The organism is Amycolatopsis sp. A133 (genome assembly GCF_031082405.1).
GTDB lineage: Bacteria > Actinomycetota > Actinomycetes > Mycobacteriales > Pseudonocardiaceae > Amycolatopsis.
Genome location: NZ_JAVHJU010000007.1, coordinates 383,738 through 400,821, shown reverse-complemented (window position 1 = coordinate 400,821; position 17,084 = coordinate 383,738). Strand labels below are relative to the sequence as shown.

The 17,084-nt window shown below is 73.2% G+C and carries 16 protein-coding genes; 9 read left to right on the top strand and 7 right to left on the bottom strand.

Annotation, left to right across the window (positions count from 1 at the left end; all coding sequences use genetic code 11):
* Window positions 1-42: 42 nt before the first annotated feature.
* Window positions 43-1,440 (top strand): ATP-binding protein, encoded by a 1,398-nt coding sequence (locus Q5425_RS10095; protein WP_308671855.1) that lies wholly within the window; start codon window positions 43-45, stop codon window positions 1,438-1,440.
* Window positions 1,437-3,398: a VWA domain-containing protein gene (locus Q5425_RS10090; RefSeq protein WP_308671854.1), complete on the top strand. Its 1,962-nt coding sequence runs from the start codon at window positions 1,437-1,439 to the stop codon at window positions 3,396-3,398. Before Q5425_RS10095 ends, Q5425_RS10090 begins: the two co-directional genes overlap by 4 nt.
* A 42-nt stretch (window positions 3,399-3,440) precedes the next feature.
* On the opposite strand, the gene Q5425_RS10085 is transcribed toward Q5425_RS10090, so the two are convergent.
* Window positions 3,441-4,706, bottom strand: a complete 1,266-nt coding sequence (locus Q5425_RS10085) for an amidohydrolase family protein (RefSeq protein ID WP_308671853.1) — start codon at window positions 4,704-4,706, stop codon at window positions 3,441-3,443.
* Between the two features lie 52 nt (window positions 4,707-4,758).
* Here Q5425_RS10085 and Q5425_RS10080 point away from each other — a divergent pair, with 52 nt between their 5' ends.
* Both Q5425_RS10080 and mshC read left to right on the top strand, forming a co-directional pair.
* Window positions 4,759-5,535 carry a MerR family transcriptional regulator gene (locus Q5425_RS10080; protein WP_308671852.1) on the top strand — a complete coding sequence of 259 codons (777 nt, stop codon included), beginning with the start codon at window positions 4,759-4,761 and terminating at the stop codon, window positions 5,533-5,535.
* Window positions 5,536-5,559: 24 nt separating this feature from the next.
* Window positions 5,560-6,798: a cysteine--1-D-myo-inosityl 2-amino-2-deoxy-alpha-D-glucopyranoside ligase gene (mshC, locus tag Q5425_RS10075; RefSeq protein ID WP_308671851.1), complete on the top strand. Its 1,239-nt coding sequence runs from the start codon at window positions 5,560-5,562 to the stop codon at window positions 6,796-6,798.
* A gap of 79 nt (window positions 6,799-6,877) precedes the next feature.
* Here the strand turns inward: mshC and Q5425_RS10070 are convergent, their stop codons facing one another.
* Both Q5425_RS10070 and Q5425_RS10065 read right to left on the bottom strand, forming a co-directional pair.
* Complete coding sequence (locus tag Q5425_RS10070; RefSeq protein WP_308671850.1) at window positions 6,878-8,509, bottom strand: ABC-F family ATP-binding cassette domain-containing protein; 1,632 nt, start codon at window positions 8,507-8,509, stop codon at window positions 6,878-6,880.
* A 155-nt stretch (window positions 8,510-8,664) separates the two neighbouring features.
* Complete coding sequence (locus tag Q5425_RS10065; protein WP_308671849.1) at window positions 8,665-9,141, bottom strand: MarR family transcriptional regulator; 477 nt, start codon at window positions 9,139-9,141, stop codon at window positions 8,665-8,667.
* A 146-nt stretch (window positions 9,142-9,287) separates the two neighbouring features.
* Here Q5425_RS10065 and Q5425_RS10060 point away from each other — a divergent pair, with 146 nt between their 5' ends.
* Complete coding sequence (locus Q5425_RS10060; RefSeq protein ID WP_308671848.1) at window positions 9,288-9,875, top strand: helix-turn-helix domain-containing protein; 588 nt, start codon at window positions 9,288-9,290, stop codon at window positions 9,873-9,875.
* The gene (locus Q5425_RS10055) at window positions 9,872-11,110 is read left to right on the top strand and encodes an MFS transporter (RefSeq protein WP_308671847.1); all 1,239 of its coding nucleotides are present in this window, start codon (window positions 9,872-9,874) and stop codon (window positions 11,108-11,110) included. The genes Q5425_RS10060 and Q5425_RS10055 overlap by 4 nt, the downstream gene beginning before the upstream one ends.
* Here the strand turns inward: Q5425_RS10055 and Q5425_RS10050 are convergent.
* Window positions 11,014-12,387 carry a serine hydrolase gene (locus tag Q5425_RS10050; RefSeq protein ID WP_308671846.1) on the bottom strand — a complete coding sequence of 458 codons (1,374 nt, stop codon included), beginning with the start codon at window positions 12,385-12,387 and terminating at the stop codon, window positions 11,014-11,016. The two genes, Q5425_RS10055 and Q5425_RS10050, sit on opposite strands and share 97 nt — an antisense overlap.
* Window positions 12,384-12,656, bottom strand: coding sequence for a hypothetical protein (locus tag Q5425_RS10045; protein ID WP_308671845.1), 273 nt, complete (start codon window positions 12,654-12,656; stop codon window positions 12,384-12,386). Before Q5425_RS10045 ends, Q5425_RS10050 begins: the two co-directional genes overlap by 4 nt.
* A gap of 124 nt (window positions 12,657-12,780) precedes the next feature.
* Between Q5425_RS10045 and Q5425_RS10035 the strand changes: the two genes are divergently transcribed.
* A complete protein-coding gene (locus Q5425_RS10035) occupies window positions 12,781-13,770 on the top strand; it encodes a helix-turn-helix domain-containing protein (RefSeq protein WP_396135140.1) in 990 nt (329 codons plus the stop codon).
* Window positions 13,734-14,567: a metallophosphoesterase gene (locus Q5425_RS10030; protein ID WP_308671844.1), complete on the top strand. Its 834-nt coding sequence runs from the start codon at window positions 13,734-13,736 to the stop codon at window positions 14,565-14,567. The genes Q5425_RS10035 and Q5425_RS10030 overlap by 37 nt, the downstream gene beginning before the upstream one ends.
* A gap of 56 nt (window positions 14,568-14,623) precedes the next feature.
* Here the strand turns inward: Q5425_RS10030 and Q5425_RS10025 are convergent, their stop codons facing one another.
* A complete protein-coding gene (locus tag Q5425_RS10025; protein WP_308671843.1) occupies window positions 14,624-15,169 on the bottom strand; it encodes a CGNR zinc finger domain-containing protein in 546 nt (181 codons plus the stop codon).
* Window positions 15,170-15,207: 38 nt separating this feature from the next.
* Between Q5425_RS10025 and Q5425_RS10020 the strand changes: the two genes are divergently transcribed.
* Window positions 15,208-16,146, top strand: a complete 939-nt coding sequence (locus Q5425_RS10020) for a phosphotriesterase (protein WP_308671842.1) — start codon at window positions 15,208-15,210, stop codon at window positions 16,144-16,146.
* Between the two features lie 16 nt (window positions 16,147-16,162).
* Here Q5425_RS10020 and Q5425_RS10015 read toward each other — a convergent pair whose 3' ends face one another.
* Window positions 16,163-17,068, bottom strand: coding sequence for a PAC2 family protein (locus Q5425_RS10015; protein ID WP_308671841.1), 906 nt, complete (start codon window positions 17,066-17,068; stop codon window positions 16,163-16,165).
* Window positions 17,069-17,084 lie beyond the last annotated feature (16 nt).

Genomic DNA, 17,084 nt, shown 5'->3' with positions numbered 1-17,084 from the left:
TCCACGTCGACGGACCGCCGTTCCGGCAGTAGCGTCGAGGAGGTGAACGCTGTTCCAGACGCTCTTCCCCGCACCGCCGGGGCCCTGCGCGCGGCCGGGTACGAGCCGCGCCCGATCGCCCGAGAGATCCACGACAACCTGCTGACCGCCCTCAAGAACGGCGAAGACGCCTGGCCCGGCATCGTCGGGTTCTCCCGCACCGTGCTGCCGCAGCTCGAACGCGCGCTGCTGGCCGGCCACGACGTCGTCCTGCTCGGGGAACGCGGCCAGGGCAAGACCCGCCTGCTGCGCACCCTCGCCGGCCTGCTCGACGAGTGGACGCCCGTCATCGAAGGCTCCGAGCTGGGCGAACACCCGCTGCAGCCGATCACGCCCGCGTCGATCCGGCGCGCCGGCGAGCTCGGCGACGACCTGCCGGTCGCCTGGCGCCACCGCTCCGAGCGCTACACCGAAAAGCTCGCCACGCCGGACACCTCGGTCGGCGACCTGATCGGCGACGTCGACCCGGTGAAGGTGGCCGAAGGCCGCAGCCTCGGCGACCCGGAGACGATCCACTTCGGCCTCGTCCCGCGCGCCCACCGCGGCATCGTCGCCATCAACGAGCTGCCCGACCTCGCCGAGCGCATCCAGGTCGCGCTGCTCAACGTGATGGAGGAGCGCGACATCCAGGTCCGCGGCTACACCCTGCGGCTGCCCTTGGACGTCCTGCTCGTGGCGACCGCGAACCCCGAGGACTACACGAACCGCGGCCGGATCATCACCCCGCTGAAGGACCGCTTCGGCGCCGAGATCCGCACCCACTACCCCCTCGACGTCGAGTCGGAGGTCGCGGTCGTGCGGCAGGAGGCGAACCTCGTCGCCGAAGTCGGCGAGCCGCTGCTGGAGGTGCTCGCCCGGTTCGTCCGGAACCTCCGCGAGTCCACGGTCGTCGACCAGCGCTCCGGCGTCTCGGCGCGGTTCGCCGTCGCCGCGGCGGAGACCGTCGCGGCCGCGGCCCTGCGGCGCTCGGCGCTGACGGGGGAGGAGCCCGCGGTGGCGCGCCCGGTCGACCTCGACGCCGTGCCGTCGGTGCTGCGCGGCAAGATCGAGTTCGAACCCGGTGAAGAGGGCCGCGAGATCGAGCACCTCGTGCACCTGCTGCGCCTGGCCGTCGCCGAGACCGCGCGCGACCGGTTCGCCGGGCTCGACCTGCGGCCGCTGGCCGACGCGGTCGCGAACGGCCACCTGGTCGCCACCGGCGAGCGCGTGCCGGGCAAGGACGTCCTCGAAGCCCTGCCGGAGCTGCCGGTGCTGCACGAGGTCGCCCAGCGGGCCGGCGTCGCCGCCGACGAGCCCGCCGGTCGGATCGCGGCCGCCGTCGAACTCGCCCTCGAATCGCTGTTCCTGTCGCGAAGGCTCGCCAAGGACTCCGACGACGCGACGACCGTCTACGGCCGATGACCGCGGTCCCGCTCCCCGACGGCTACTCCTACGGCCCGTGGCACGACGGGCCGGACCCGCTCGCGCCGCCGGCCGACCTGCGCGACGCGCTCGACGAGATCGGCCGGGACGTCATGGCCGGGGCGTCACCGCGGTCCGCGCTGGAGGAAATGCTGCGGCGCGGCACGAACCGCACCGCGGGCCTCGACGAGCTCACCCGCCGGCTCTGGCAGCGCCGATCGCAGATCCAGCGGCGCAACAACCTCGACGGCACCCTCCAGGAGGTCCAGCGCCTGCTGCAGGAGGCCCTCGACGCCGAACGGCGGACGCTGTTCCCGGACCCGGACGACGACGCCCGGTTCCGGGAGGCCCAGCTCGACGCGTTGCCGCCGGGCACGGCCGCGGCCGTCAACGAGCTCGCGAACTACGACTGGCGCTCCGAGCAGGGCCGGGAGAACTACCAGCAGATCCGGGACCTGCTCGGCCGGGAACTGATGGAGTCCCGGTTCCAGGGCATGAAGCAGGCGCTGCAGAACGCCGGACCCGAGGACGTCGAGCGGATCAACGAGATGCTCTCCGACCTCAACGACCTCCTCGCGGCACACGCCCGCGGCGCCGAGGACATCCAGCAGCGCTTCGAAGACTTCATGGGCAAGCACGGCGAGTTCTTCCCCGAGAACCCGCGGAACGTCGAGGAGCTGATCGACGCGCTGGCCGAGCGGTCGGCGGCCGCGCAGCGCATGCTCAACTCGATGTCGGCCGAGCAGCGCGCGGAACTCGCCGAGCTGACCCAGCAGGCGTTCGGCGACCCGCGGCTGGCGCAGCAGCTGTCCCAATTGGACAGTCAGCTCCGGGCGGCGCGCCCGGGCGAGGACTGGACCGGCTCGGCGCGCTTCCGCGGCAACAACCCGCTCGGCATGGGCGAAGGCGCCCAGGCCATGCAGGATCTCGCCGAACTGGACGCGCTGGCCGAGCAGCTGGGCCAGTCCTACCCCGGCGCGCGGCTGGAGGACATCGACCTGGAGGCCCTGGAAGCCCAGCTCGGCAAGGACGCGGGCGTCGACGCCCGCCGGCTGGCCGAACTGGAGCGCGAGCTGCGTCGCCAGGGCCTGTTCGAGCGCGCAGCCGACGGCTCGCTCCGGTTGTCGCCCAAGGCGTTGCGGCGCCTGGGCGAGACGGCGCTGTCGGACATCGTGAACGCGCTGCGCGGCAAGACCGGCGAGCGCGAAACCGAGTCGGCGGGCGCGGCCGGCGAGCCCACCGGCGCGTCGCGGCCGTGGCGGTTCGGGGACATGCAGCCCTGGGACGTGCCGCGGACCATCCGCAACGCGGTGCTGCGGTCGGTGTCGGTGGGCGAGCGCCAGGTCCGCCTCGACGTCGAGGACGTCGAAGTGGTCGAGACCGAGCACCGCTCCCGCGCGGCGGTGGCGCTGCTGGTCGACACGTCGTGGTCGATGGTGCAGGAAGGGCGCTGGCTGCCGATGAAGCGCACCGCGCTCGCGCTGCACCAGCTGATCAGCACCCGCTTCCGCAACGACGCGCTGCAGCTGATCACGTTCGGCCGCTACGCGCAGTCGGTGGAGCTGCCGGAGCTGGTCGGCCTGGAGGGCGCGTGGGAGCAGGGCACCAACGCCCACCACGGGCTGCTGCTCGCCGGGCAGCACTTGCGGCGGCACCCGGACGCCCAGCCGGTGGTCCTGATGGTCACCGACGGGGAGCCGACGGCTCACCTGGAGCCCGACGGCGAGGCGGTCTTCGACTACCCGCCGTTGCCCCGGACCCTCCACAAGACACTGTCCGAAGTGGACCGGCTGGCCAAGCTGGGCGCGTCGATCTCGGTGTTCCGCCTGGGCGACGACCCGCGGCTGACGTCCTTCGTGGACCTCATCGCGCGGAGATCGGGCGGCCGCGTGATCGCCCCGGACCTCGACGGCCTGGGCGCGGCGGTGGTGGGGGACTACCTGCGCACCCGGCGGTGATCCGGGCAGGCGCTCACGCAGCTTCGGCTGCGTGAGCGCCGCTCACAGCTGCACCCCGAACCGGTCGCGGACGGCGGCGATCACCTTCTCGGTCTGCGCCCGCAGAGCGGCCAGGCCCGCTTGCTCGTCGGCCGAGCCGACGTAACCGCCCGGATCCGCGCGGACGCCCTGCTTCCAGACCGCGGTGAGCCGCTGCGTCGCGGTGATGTCCTCGTCCGGGCGCCCGTCGACCAGGACCAGGTCCGCGCGCAGCCCGGGGCGGATCCGGCCGCGGTCGGCCAGCCCGAACACGTCCGCCGGGCGGGCCGTCGCCGCGGTCAGCGCCGCTGCCGGGGCGAGTCCCGCGGCCACCAGGTGCCCCAGCTCCCGGTGCAGGCTCGCGCCGTGGACGGTGCCGGGGTTGGGGGCGTCCGTCCCGGCCGGCAGCGGCACGCCGGCCTGGTGCAGCAGCCGGGCGTTGGCCCGCGCGGCCGCGAAGTCCGGCAGCTGCGGTGGCAGCCACCGCCGGCCCTGCCGTTCGAGGACCCCGCGCCACGCGGGACCCAGACGGGCGGCGAGCGCGGGCTCGGCGAGCAGACCGCCGTCGCCCGGGAAGCCGTCGGCCACCGACAGCGTCGAGACCACCGCCACCCCCGCGGCGGCGATGGCGTCGACCTGGCTCGCGGTCAGCGCGTCGAACGGCACGTGGGCCAGCACGTCGACGCCGGTGGACAGGAGGTCCACGGCTCCGCGCGCGGTCGACACGTGTGCCGCGACGACCAGGCCCGCCCGGTGCGCGGCCTCGGTCAGCGCCGCGATCGTCGGCACGTCGAGCGACGGCATCGGCATCGGGCCGCCGGTCCCGTCGTCGTAGAGCACCTTGAGGTGCGCCGCGCCCTCGGCGACGCGGCCGGCGACGAACCGCTCGGCGTCCTGCGGTCCGGTCACGACCGGGAAGGGCGCGTACATCATGCTCGGGTGCCCGCCCGGCGCCGTCGCCCCGACGCTGGAGGACCGCACGTCGGCGCAGTCCGGCCCGGCGCCGCGGGCCAGGGCCTCCCGGACCGTGTCCGGCTTGCTGAACATGTCGAGCACGGTCGTGACGCCGAAGGTGATTGCCTGCCGGGGCGCGCCGGGCAGCAGGTGCACGTGGGCGTCGATCAGGCCCGGCAGCAGGGTGCCGCCGCGGGCGTCGACGTGCTCGTCGCCGGGCCGGAGCAGGGTGTCGGCGCCGACCGCGGCGATGCGGCCGCCGTCGAGCCGGACGGCGGTGTGGTCGGTGCGGCGCTCGCCGTCGAAGACGCGGGCGCCGGTGATGGTGGTGGTCACGGCTGCACGGTAGAAGTTGACATGGTGTGAAGGTCAACTCCAAGCTGGCCGGATGCGGTACTCGATCAGCCAGGTCGCGAAGGCGTCGGGCGTGTCGGCGCGGATGCTCCGCCACTACGACGCGATCGGCCTGCTCACGCCGGCTTCGGTGGCCGCGAACGGTTACCGCTGGTATGGGCGGCTCGAACTGCTGCGCCTGCAGCGCATCCTGCTGCTGCGGCGGCTCGGGCTCGGCCTGGCCGAGATCGGGGCCGTGCTGGGCGACCAGGTCGACGAGGCGGCCGCGCTGCGCGGGCACCTGGCCCAGCTGGAGGAGGAGCGGCGCCGGCTCGACCGGGTCATCGCCACCGTCGAGGAGACGATCGCCGACCTGCACCACGCCCGGATCGGCGACCCGGACCGGTTCTTCGCCGGGCTGCGCAAGGACAGCGCCGCCATGCGGCAGAACTACCGCGAGACGTTCGGCGAGGGCGCCGCCGTGGCGTTCGACACCGCCCAGGCCGCCCAGGAGGGGCTCACCGCCGCGGACTACGAGCAGGCCGCCGCCCGGAGCGCGGCCTTGTTCCGGCGGCTGGCCGCCGTGATGCGCTCCGGTGCGGCGCCGGAAGACCCCGCCGCGCTCGACGCCGTCGCCGAGCACTACGAAGCGGTGAGCCACTTCTGGCAGCCGACCGCCCCGGCCTACGCCGCGATGGGCGGGCTCTACGTCACCGATCCCCGGCAGCGGGAACTGGCCGCGGGGGCCGACCCGGAGCTGCCGGCGTGGCTGGCGCGGGCCATCGAAGCCTACGCGCGCGTGAGGCTCGTCCCACCGCTCGGGAAGACCTGACGCGTCAGCCCTTACAGTCGGGGTATGCAGACTTGGTCATCGGTCGACGTGCCCCGCATCCCCGGCACCCCCCGCCCGCTGCGGCTCCACGACACGGCCACCGGGCAGATCCGCCCGACCGCGCCCGGCGCCACCGCCCGGATGTACGTCTGCGGCATCACGCCCTACGACGCGACGCATCTGGGGCACGCCGCGACGTACCTCGCCTTCGACCTGGTGAACCGCATCTGGCGGGACAACGGGCACGACGTCCACTACGTGCAGAACGTCACCGACATCGACGAGCCGCTGCTGGAGCGGGCCGCGCGCGACCAGGACGACTGGGTCGTGCTGGGCATGCGCGAGACGGCGCTGTTCCGCGAGGACATGACCGCGCTGCGCGTGCTCCCGCCGAAGCAGTTCGTCGGCGCCGTGGAGAGCATCCCGGAGATCGTCGAGGTCATCGCGAAGCTGCTGGCCAACGGGGCCGCGTACCGCGCCGACGACGCGGAGTTCCCGGACGTCTACTTCGACCACACGGCGACCGGCAGGTTCGGCTACGAGTCGAACTACGACGCCGAAACCATGGCGAAGTTCTTCGCCGAGCGCGGCGGCGACCCCGACCGCGCCGGCAAGCGCCACCCGCTGGACGCGCTGCTGTGGCGCGTGGCCCGCGAAGGCGAGCCGTCGTGGGAGTCCGAGCTCGGCCCCGGCCGCCCGGGCTGGCACATCGAGTGCAGCGCGATCGCGGTCAACCGGCTGGGCCTCGGGTTCGACCTCCAGGGCGGTGGTTCGGACCTGATCTTCCCGCACCACGAGTACAGCGCGGCGCACGCCGAGGCCGTGGCCAAGGACGGCCCGTTCGCCCGCCACTACGTGCACGCCGGGATGATCGGCCTCGACGGCGAGAAGATGTCGAAGTCGCGCGGGAACCTCGTGTTCGTCTCGCGGCTGCGGGCCGACCAGGTCGACCCGGGCGCGATCCGGCTCGCGCTGTTCGCCGGCCACTACCGCGAAGACCGGCCGTGGACGGCGCAGCTGCTGGCCGACGCCGAAGCCCGGCTCGCCCGCTGGCGGGAAGCCGTCTCGCTGGCCACCGGCCCGTCGGCCGAGGACACCGTCACGCGGCTGCGCGACCACCTGTCCGACGACCTCGACACCCCGAAGGCCCTGGCGGCGATCGACGCGTGGGCGAACGAGGCCCTCCGCCGCGACGGCACCGACCCGGCCGCCCCGGCCCTGATCCGCGACGCCGTCGACGCCCTCCTCGGCATCACCCTCTAACCCTACGAAAGTGCCGCCGCCGACGACCGAGGACGGAGCTTTCACGTGAAAGCTCCGTCCTTGGCAGGTGGATAACAAGCTACGCGGGGGCGGAGTGGCCGTCGGTCAGTTGCAGGTGGTCGCCGGGCCAGTCGCGGCGCAGCCAGCGGTCGTGGGACGCGATGACCACCGCGCCCGGTGCCGTTTCCAAGGCCGCGAACAGTTCTTCCGCCAGGGTCAAGGAGATGTGGTTCGTCGGCTCGTCGAGCAGGAGGACGTCCGGCGGTTCGGCGAGCAGGATCGCCAGCGCCAGCCGCCGCCGCTGACCGACCGACAGCGCACCCACCGGCTGCCGCAGATCCCGTGACGCCAGCAGGCCGAGCCGGCTCAGCGGGGGAGCGTCCTCGCCGAGGGCGTCCCGGTACGCCCAGGCCGCCGTCCGTTCCGGTGCGTCGAACACGACGTCCTGCTCCAGCAACCCGACGCGCACGCCGTGTCCGAAGTGGACCGTCCCGTTCGCGGGCGCGAGCCGCCCGGCCAGCACCGAGAGCAGCGTCGACTTCCCCGCGCCGTTCCCGCCGGTGACGAGCAGCCGGGCCGAACCGCCGACGTCCAGCCGCGGCAGCGACAACCGCCCCGGGACTTCCAGTGACCGCACCGAAATCGCCGGTCCGTCGCCGGTGGCACGGCCGGTGAGCCCGGCCCGGAACCGCAGCGGCGCCGGCGGTTTGCGCACCTGGTCGCGTTCGAGGTTTTCCAGGCGCTGCTCGGCATCGCGCACCCGCCGCGAGATCGTCTTCTGGACGCGGGCGCCCTTGAACGCGTGGATGAACTTGTCGTTGTCGCGCGGGCCGCGGCCGTAGGCGACGTTGCGGGCGGTGACCTCGACGGTTTCCCGCAGCTCCTTCAGCTCCTCCTGTTCCTCGGCGTAGCGCTGCTCCCACCGCGCTCGTTCGGCCTTCTTGTGCCCGAGGTAATCGGTGTAGCTGCCGCCGTAGCGCACCGCGCCGCCGGCCTGCCGGTCCGCGGCGGCCGGATCGAGGTCGACGATGTCGGTGCAGACGGCGTCGAGGAACACCCGGTCGTGCGAGGACAGCACCACGATCCCGGTCAGCTCGGTGAGGTGGCGTTCGAGGAACGCCATCGCGGTGTCGTCGAGGTGGTTGGTCGGCTCGTCGAGCAGGAGCGTCTCCGGACGGCGGATCAGCAGCGCGGCCAGGCCCAGCCGCGACCGCTGCCCGCCCGAGAGCGTGCCGAGCCGCCGGTCCGGTTCGACCCCGCCGAGGCCGAGCCCGTCGCAGACGAGCTTCGCGCGGCGGTCGGCGTCCCAGAGGTCGTGGGCCTGGGCCCATTCCAGCACCCGGCCATACTCCTCGAGCACGCCCGCGTCGTCGGGCCGGTCGCTCATGGCCGCGGTCAGCTCGTCGAGCCGGGCCGCGGCGGCCCGGATCTCGGCGAGCGCGTCGTCGAGCACGCCGGCGAACGTGGCGTCCATCGGGAACGGCAGTTCCTGCAGCAGAAACCCGACGTCCGGGCCGCGCAGCACCTCGCCGGAGCGCGGTTCTTCCAGCCCGGCGAGCAGCCTCAGCAGCGTGGACTTGCCGCTGCCGTTCTCGCCGACCAGGCCGAGCCGCTGCCCGGCGGACGCGGTCAGCGAGACGCCGTCGAGGACGACGCGGGCGCCGTAGCCGAAGACGACGTTCTTGGCCTGCAACGGAAAGGGGGAAGACATGGGCGATCACCGAACCCTGGGGGAAGAAAGCGGATGTCCTGCCGGGCGTCGTGGCACGCGGGAGCGTCGGCTCGACCGGGTGCCGCCTCAAGCGGGACGGGCGCGGTTCAGTTCCTCATAGTGGAACCAGGTTAACGCAACAACTGTAGAGTTAGTCAACTCGTTATGGCCTGGGTCACATCCGGCAGCCCGGCGGTCGACCGTTCGGCCGCCGCGGTGCCGTCGGTGAGGAACTCCAGCAACGCCGTCAGCTGACGGCGGTCGAAGCGGGCGAGGCGTTCGCCGACGAACCGGGCCATCGGCGCGTACAGCTCCGCGAGCTCGGCCATCCGGTCGGGCAGCGGCCGGACGACGAGCCGGCGGCGGTCCGCGGGATCGGGGGCGCGCTCGGCGAGGCGGTGCCGTTCCATCCGGTCGAGCAGCCGGGTGAACGCGCCCGTGCTCATCCCGAGCAGCCGGGCGAGCTCCGTCGGGGAGTCGCTGACACCGCCGTGGAGCAGGTGCAGGCAGTGCAGCTCGGTCGGGGTGACGGCCATCCGCTCGGCGACCGCCGCGTGGAACAGCGCGGTCGAACCCACGAAGCGGGGGAGGGCGAGAGCGGCGGCGGTGGCGAGTTCGCGCTGGTCGGGCAACGTCCATCCAAGGTCGGGTCACGACGCAGTCACTGCTTCGTGCAGTCACTGCACCGACAACGATAGGCGAGCCGTTTGACAAAGCCACCGGCGGTACCAACTATGAAGGAGAACTTTCGAAATGATCCTTTCAGATTGGACAACCGATGGCCGGGCTGCCGCCGCGCAAGCGGATCGAAGACGTCGAGCTGCTGCGTGCGCTGGCGCACCCGCTGCGGTCGGCGCTGCTCAACCACCTCACCGCCGTCGGCCCGCGCACGGCGAGCGAGTGCGCCGAGGCCGTCGGCTCGACGGCGTCCAACTGCAGCTGGCACCTGCGCCAGCTCGCGCAGTACGGCCTGGTCGAGCGGGCCGACGCCGAGGACGGCCGCGAACGCCCCTGGCGCGCCCGGCAGGTCGGCCTGGACATCGGCCGGTTCGCCGACGACCCGGCCCGCCGGGCCGCCCAGCTGGGCGTCGTGGGTGCGAGCCTCGGCCACGAGCAGGAGCTGACCCAGCGGTACCTGGACTCCCTCGACGACCTGGACCCGGCTTGGCTCGACGCGTCCGGGCTTTCGACGTACACGCTGCGCGTCACGCCGGAGGAGCTGACCCGCCTGACCGACGCGATCGACGCGCTGGTCCGGCCCTACGTGGGCGCGATCCGGCCGGACGTCCCGGCGAACGCGCGCCCGGTGCACGTCAGCCTGCGGGCGTTCCCGCGCATCGAACACTCGGGGATGGCGGAGGAATGAACCAGTTGCTGGGGGTACCGGCGTTCGCGCGGCTGTGGGTGGCCGCGTTCTTCGGCGAGACGGCCGAGTGGATGCTGCAGGTGGCGTTGCCGATCTACGTCTTCCAGCGCACCGGCTCCGCCGCGACGACGGCGCTGAGCATCGTGCTCGGCCTGCTGCCCGCGGTGCTGCTGAGCCCGGTGGCCGGCGTCGTCGCCGACCGGTGGAACCGCCGCGCGGTGCTGTTCGGCGTCTGCTGCGGGCTCGCCGTCGTGGCGCTCCCGCTGCTGGCCCAGCCCGGGATCTCCGTGGTGTACGCGGTGATGGCCGCCCAGGCGGCGTGCGCGTCGGTGTTCGAACCCGCGCGCAACGCACTGGTCCCCGAACTGGTCGGCGTCGCGGACGTCACCGGGGCGAACGGGCTGATGAGCGTCAACGGCAGCGTCGCCCGGCTGGCCGGCGGCTGGGCCGGTGGTGCGCTGCTGGGCTTCGGCGGGCTCACCCCCGTCGTCACCGGCTACCTGGTCGTTCTCGCGGTCGCGGCGGCGCTGCTGGCCAAGCCCTTCCGCCGGGTCGCCGCGCCGGCTCCGGCGCCGGCCCGGGAACCGGTGGTGCGGGCCTGGCTCGACGGACTGCGGGAGCTGGCGCACAACCGGCGCCTGCGGCGCACCGGGCTCGCGCTCGTCTTCACCTCGCTGGCGCAGGGCATGTTCCTGGTGCTCTTCGTGGTCTACGTCCTGGACGTGCTCGGCGGCAGCGAAGCCGACGCCGGCCTGCTGCGGGGGGTCCAGGCGATCGGCGGGCTGGCCGCCGGGTTCGCCCTCGCCACCGTCGCGCGGCGGGCCGCACCGGCGGCGCTGCTCGGCTGGGGCTCCCTCGCGCTCGGCCTGCTGTCCGCGGTGATCTGGAACGGTTGGCTGGTCACGACGGCGCTGGGGGTCTACGTCGGGCTGTTCGCCCTGGCCGGCGCTCCGGGCGTGGCCGTCGGCGCCGGGACGCTCGCGGAGATCCAGAGCGCGGTTCCGCCGGAGCGCGCCGGCCGGGTGCTGAGCACGACGTTCGCCGCCGTGGCCGGCTGCACGACGGCCGGCGCGCTGCTGGCGGGCACGCTCGTCGCGACGACCGGGCCTGCCGTGCTGCTGAACGTCCAGGCCGGGGTTTACGTCGTCGCCGGGTTGCTGATGCTGCTCCCGCCCCGGGGGTGGACCCGGCAGTTCGTGTGGAGGTACCGGGCGGCCCCGTCGGCGAAGTCGTAGAGCGCGACCGTCTGGGTGTCTTCGAGGGGATCTGCCGACGGCATCAGGAAGTGCGTCGGACTGACCGGCAGCAGCTCGTACCGCAGCCGGGGCGGTTTTCCCAGGACCTGCGCCTGCATCGGATCGAGGTCCAGCGTCAGGTGCAGAGCTCCGCCGTCGGCGGTCACCTCGTACCGCGCGCCGGGACGCTCGTACACGCCCTCGTACCTCGGCAGGTCGAGCTTCAGTGCGGGGTCCGGCTTCGGCAGCTCCGGGGCGGTGCCCAGGATCTCGCGGAACACCTTGCGCGCGAAGCTTTCCCGCGGGCCGCCGTTCGTCAGCACGGCGACGGCGGTGTCCGAGTCCGGGAGGATCCGCAGCCGGGCGTTCTGGCCGATCGTGCTGCCGTCGGTGGCGTACCCGGTTTCGCCGGGCCAGTCGCAAACGATCAGGCCGAGCGCCCACTCCGGCCCGAACATGTACGGATCCGGGACCGGCACGCGGGACCGCATCATCTCCCGGACGCTCCGGGCCGACACGATCCGCCTGCCGTCCGGCGCGAGACCCGCGCGGAGCAGCACCTGCGCCAGCGTGAGCACGTCGCGGGTCGTCGACGTGATGCCCCCGCCGGCGCCGAACGCCCTCGGCAGGTGGTCGATCGGCGTGACGATGGGGCCCTCGGCGAAGGACCGGAGCAGGTGGCCGGTCGCGGCCCGGGTCGGGTCCACCTGCTCGCGGCGGCTGTTCGTGCCGGTCAGGCCCAGGGGAGTGAAGAGCCGGTCCCGCAGCACGTCGTCCCAGCGCTTGCCGTCCAGGACCTCCGCGATCCGCGCGAGGATCGCGTACCCCAGCGCCGCGCTGTAGCCGTGGGTGTGGCCCAGCGGGAAGACCTGCGGCGCGCCGGCGATGTTCCCGACCATGCGCTCGTGGACGTCGTCGTCTTCGCCGGGGTCGCCGAAGGATTCTTCGATGCCGTTGGTGTGGTCGAGCAGGTGGCGGGCCGTCACTGCGTTGGTCGTCTCCGGATCGGCCACGGAGAACTCCGGCAGGTAAGTCCGGATCGGCTCGTCCAGGTCGGCCCGGCCCTCGTCGACCAGCTGCAGGAAAGTCAGGGCGGTCCACGTCTTCGTCATGGAGCCGCACTGGTAGACGGTGTCCGGCGTCGCCGGTTCGGCGGTTTCGACGTTCTTGACGCCGACGGCGAACTCGGTGATCTCGCCGTCGCGGAGCACGCCGATCGCGGCGCTTGGGATGCCGTACTCCGCCAGCAGAGCCGAGATCCGGTCCTGGAGCGTCATCGGGGGAGCCCGACCGCGTTGGCGGCGTCCGCTTCGAAGTATTCCGTGGTGGCGTGTGCGCCGGCGTGGGTCTCGAAGAAGTCCCGGACCCCTTCGACGGAGTCGTGGGCGATGACGTTGACCGCTCTCGTGCCGTCCTTGCTCGCGACCGCCAGCGTCCACGCGGCGCCCGGGGGCAGCTGGGCGTGGGCCTTCTTCAACCCGTTCCAGAACCGGTTCTCGTCCGTCACGGCCGACATGGCCAGCACGTGCGTCTTCTCTTTGCTCATGTCGAAAAGCTACGTTGCGTTTTCAGCGCTCTCAACCAATCCGTGTGCATATTGCCTGGTAAACTGGCAAATCATTGCGTCGATTCTGATAGTGAACGCAACGAGCCGTTGCATTGGAGTGTCGATGAACGCACCCGGTGGCAGACTGACGCTCGACGACCGCCGCCGCATCGCCGGCTGGCTCGCCGACGGGCTCGGGTACGCCGAGATCGGACGGCGGCTCGGCCGCCCGACGTCCACGATCAGCCGGGAGGTGGCCCGCAACAGCACATCGGGCGAGTACCGGCCCGGCCGTGCGCAGGAGGCCGCCGTCCACCGCACTCGCCGGCGCCGGCCGGCGAGGCCGCCCGAGCAGCCCACCGGCGTGGTGCGCGGGTTCGTCGACGAGTTCGCGGCCCTGCTCGCCGCGACCGGCCTGCCCCGGATGACCGCCCGGGTGTTCGTCTGCCTGCTCACCGCCGACGCCGCCGGGCTGACCGCGGCCGACCTCGTGGCGCTGCTGCAGGTCAGCCCGGCGTCGGTGTCGAAGTCCATCGGCGCCCTCGAAGCCATGGAACTGGTCGGGCGCCGGCCGGACCCGAACGGGCGCCGCGAGCGCTACACGATCGACGACGACGTCTGGCTGCGGGCGTGGCAGGCCGACACCGGCGCCCACGGCCGGGTCGCGGCCGTCGCGCAGCGGGGCATCGGCATCTTCGGGCCGGACACGACCGCCGGCACCCGGCTCGCGAGCATGGGCCGGTTCTTCGGGCAGCTCAGCGAGCAGATGGGCGGCAGCACCCTGGCCGGGGCCGCCGGGAACGACGCCCTGACCGTGCTCGCCGCCCTGGTGCACGCCGGCCGGCCGATCACCGTGCACGAGCTGGCCACCGCCCTCGGCTGGCCTTCGCGGCGGGCGGCGGCCGCCCTCGACGTGATCCGGAGCCGACCGGCCGTCGCCGACCCCCTGGAACTGTCCGGCACCGGAGCCGGGCCGATCTCCGTCACGGCGCGACCGGACCGCCTGAGCCCGGCCCAGCGCGAAGCGATCCGCAGGTTTTGCGCAGCGACCCCGGCCGCGGTGGTTACGGTGGAGGGGTGCCGCACCTCTTCGCCACCAGCGACCTCCACGTGACCCACGAGGGCAACGGCCCGATCCTCGACTCGGTCGTCCCGGAAACCCCCGAAGACTGGCTGCTCGTCGCCGGCGACGTCGCCGAGCTGGCCGAAGCCACCATCGGGACGCTGAAGACCCTGCGCAGCCGCTTCGCGAAGGTCGTCTGGGTGCCGGGCAACCACGAGCTGTGGACGACGAAGAACGACGACTGCCAGCTGCGGGGCCAGGCCCGGTACGAGTACCTCGTCGAACAGTGCCGCGAAATCGGCGTGCTGACGCCGGAGGACGAGTTCCCGGTCTGGCGGCACGGCTCGCGGCCCCTGACGATCGCGCCGCTGTTCCTGCTCTACGACTACAGCTGGCGGACCCCGGAAGCGGCGGGCAAGTCCCTGGAGGAGGCCCTGCGCCAGGCCCGGGAGGCCGGGGTGGTGTGCACGGACGAGTACTTCCTGCACCCGGACCCGTACCCGAGCCGCCAGGCGTGGTGCGCGGACCGGCTGAAGATCAGCACCGAGCGCCTCGACGCGATCCCCGAGGACCACGGCACGATCCTGATGTCGCACTGGCCGCTGCACCGCCACCCGACGGCGCCGCTGTACTGGCCGGAGTTCGCGCTCTGGTGCGGCACCACGAAGACCGAGGACTGGCACATCCGCTACCGCGCGGAGATCGCGGTCTACGGCCACCTGCACATCCCACGCAGCACCGAGGCCGACGGCGTCCGCTTCGAAGAGGTTTCGCTCGGCTATCCGCGGGAGTGGCGGAAGCGGGCGCGGGGTGCGGTGCCGATGCGCCGGCTCCTCTGGCCGTCGTGACGCCGCGAGGTGCGGCCCGGCTGCCCGCGACCAGCCGTTTCCCGCTGCGGCCGCCCTCATGATTCCGCGCGCCGCCGCTCCCTGAGCGCGCGGACCCGGCCGCGGCTGGCGCAGGCGGGGGAGGGACACCAGCGCCGCCGGCCGCCCGGGTCGGCGAAGACGCCGCGGCAGTCCTGCTCGGGGCAGGCCCGCAGGTCGTGCCGCAGCGGCCCGGTGAGCCAGTCGGCGGCTTGGTGCGCCAGCCGGGCGAAGGCGGCGGCCGCGGTCGGCGGGGCGCTCCGGTGCAGCCGGTCGAGCGCGGCCAGGTGCACCGGCTCCGGCTCGAGGAACGCCGTGAGGGCCCGCACCTGCTCCGCCCGGGGCGCGAGGCCGTCGACCGCGCCCAGCGCGAGGGGCCGCAGTGTCTCGCGGAGTTCGTGGGCGGTGGTCAAGTCGAAGCCGGTGACCGGTGCGAGCGGGGTCAGCTCCGCGCGGGCCAGCCAGTCACGCAGCCGGTCCGCGGCCGGGAGCCGCTCGACCGGCTGGCTGCCGAAGTGGCGGCCGCGGGTGGCGAGCAGGTTCAGCCAAGGTGCGCCCATGTCGAGGCGGAAGTCTTCGGACACCTCGCCATCGTAACGGTTGAGTCGTTACACTCGTCGGCGTGACCGGGGAACCGAAGGTGCGCACGCTGCTGGGCGACATCGATCCCGCCGAACTGGGCGTGACCGACTCGCACGACCACCTCTTCTTCGCTTCGAAGCTGCTGCCGGGCGAAGAGCTCGACGACCCGATCGCGGCGTTGCGGCAGCTCATCGAGTTCAAGGGGGCCGGCGGTGGCGCGGTGGTGCAGTGGACGCCGTACGGCCTCGGGCGCCGGACCCGGGAGCTCGCCCAGGTCTCCCGTCAGCTCGGGGTGCACGTCGTCGCGGCCACCGGGCTGCACCGGGCCGGGCACTACTCGCCGTCGGTGCTCGAAGCGGTCGTCGACGACCTCGTCCGGGTCTTCGTCGACGACCTGGTCGACGGCACCGGGCCGGCCGATCTGCCCGAAGACCTGCGGACCCGGCAGCAGCGGGCCGGGCTGATCAAGGTCGCCGGCGGGTTCCACGGGATCGACGCCCACGCCCGCACGACCCTGACCGCCGCTGCGGTGGCGCACGAGGAGACCGGGGCGCCGATCGCGGTCCACCTCGAGCTGGGCACCGCGGGGCCGGAGATCGCGGAGCTGCTGTGCGGCACCCTCGGAGTTTCCCCCGATCGGGTGATCCTCGGGCACCTGAACCGGAACCCGGACCCGCGGATCCACCGCGAGCTCGCCGGAACCGGCGTCTTCCTGGCCTTCGACGGGCCGTCCCGCGCGAACCACGCGACGGACTGGCGGCTCCCGGACTGCCTCGAAGCCCTCGTCGAAGCCGGGCACGGCGCTCAGCTGCTGCTGGGCGGCGACACGACCACCGCCACGGCCCGGCGCGAGGTCGGCGTGCCGTACCTGCTCACGACGCTCGCGCCCCGGCTGACGAAGGTGCTCGGCGGCGACGTCGTCACGGCCATGCTGGTGGCGAACCCCGCGCGGGCGTTCGCCACCAGCTGGCTCAAGTGACACCCCGAAGGGTGACTCAGCGCAGGCCGAAGCCCTCCTGGCCGCCCCCGCGGCCGCGGCGGCGCAGGTAGCGCTCGAACTCGGCGGCGATCTTGTCGCCGCTGACGTCCTCGGCGACGACCTCGCTCTGGGCGTCCCCGCGCTCTTCGAGGCTGCGGACGTACTCGCTGATCTCTTCGTCCTCGTCGGCCATCTCGCTGACCGTGCGCTGCCACTCCTCGGACTGCTCGGGCAGCGCGCCCAGCGGGATCTCGACGTCGAGGATGTCCTCCAGCTTGTGCAGCAGCGCCAGCGTGGCCTTCGGGGACGGCGGGTGCGACACGTAGTGCGGCACCGCGGCCCAGATCGACACGGCCGGGATGCCCGCCTGCACGCAGTAGTCCTGCAGGATGCCGACGATGCCGGACGGGCCCTGGTAGTTGTTCAGGTCCAGCCCGTACAGCGACGCGGTGTCCTTGTCGTACGCCGTCCCGGTGACCGGGACCGGGCGGGTGTGCGCGGTGTCGGCCAGCAACGCCCCCAGCGTCACCACCGTCGCGACGTCCAGCTGCTTGATGTGCTCCAGGAGCTCGGCGCAGAAGGCGCGCCAGCGCATGTTCGGCTCGGGGCCCTGCACGAGGACGACGTCACGGTCGAACCCGTCGGGACGGCACACCGAGAGCGTCGTGGTCGGCCAGTCCACCCGGCGAGTGACGCCGTCCACCATCCGGACGGTCGGGCGGCTGACCTGGAAGTCGTAGTAGTCGTCGGGCTCCAGCTCCGCCAGCGGCGTGGCGTCCCAGTTCAGCTGCAGGTGCTCGACCGCCCGGCTGGCCGCGTCACCTGCGTCGTTCCAGCCTTCGAAGGCGACCACCATCAGCGGCCGGGAGGGTTCGGGGCGGTCGCCGGGCGGCCGCGGGGTCTCGTCGTCGGGCTCACTCACCGGCCCAGCCTACGAC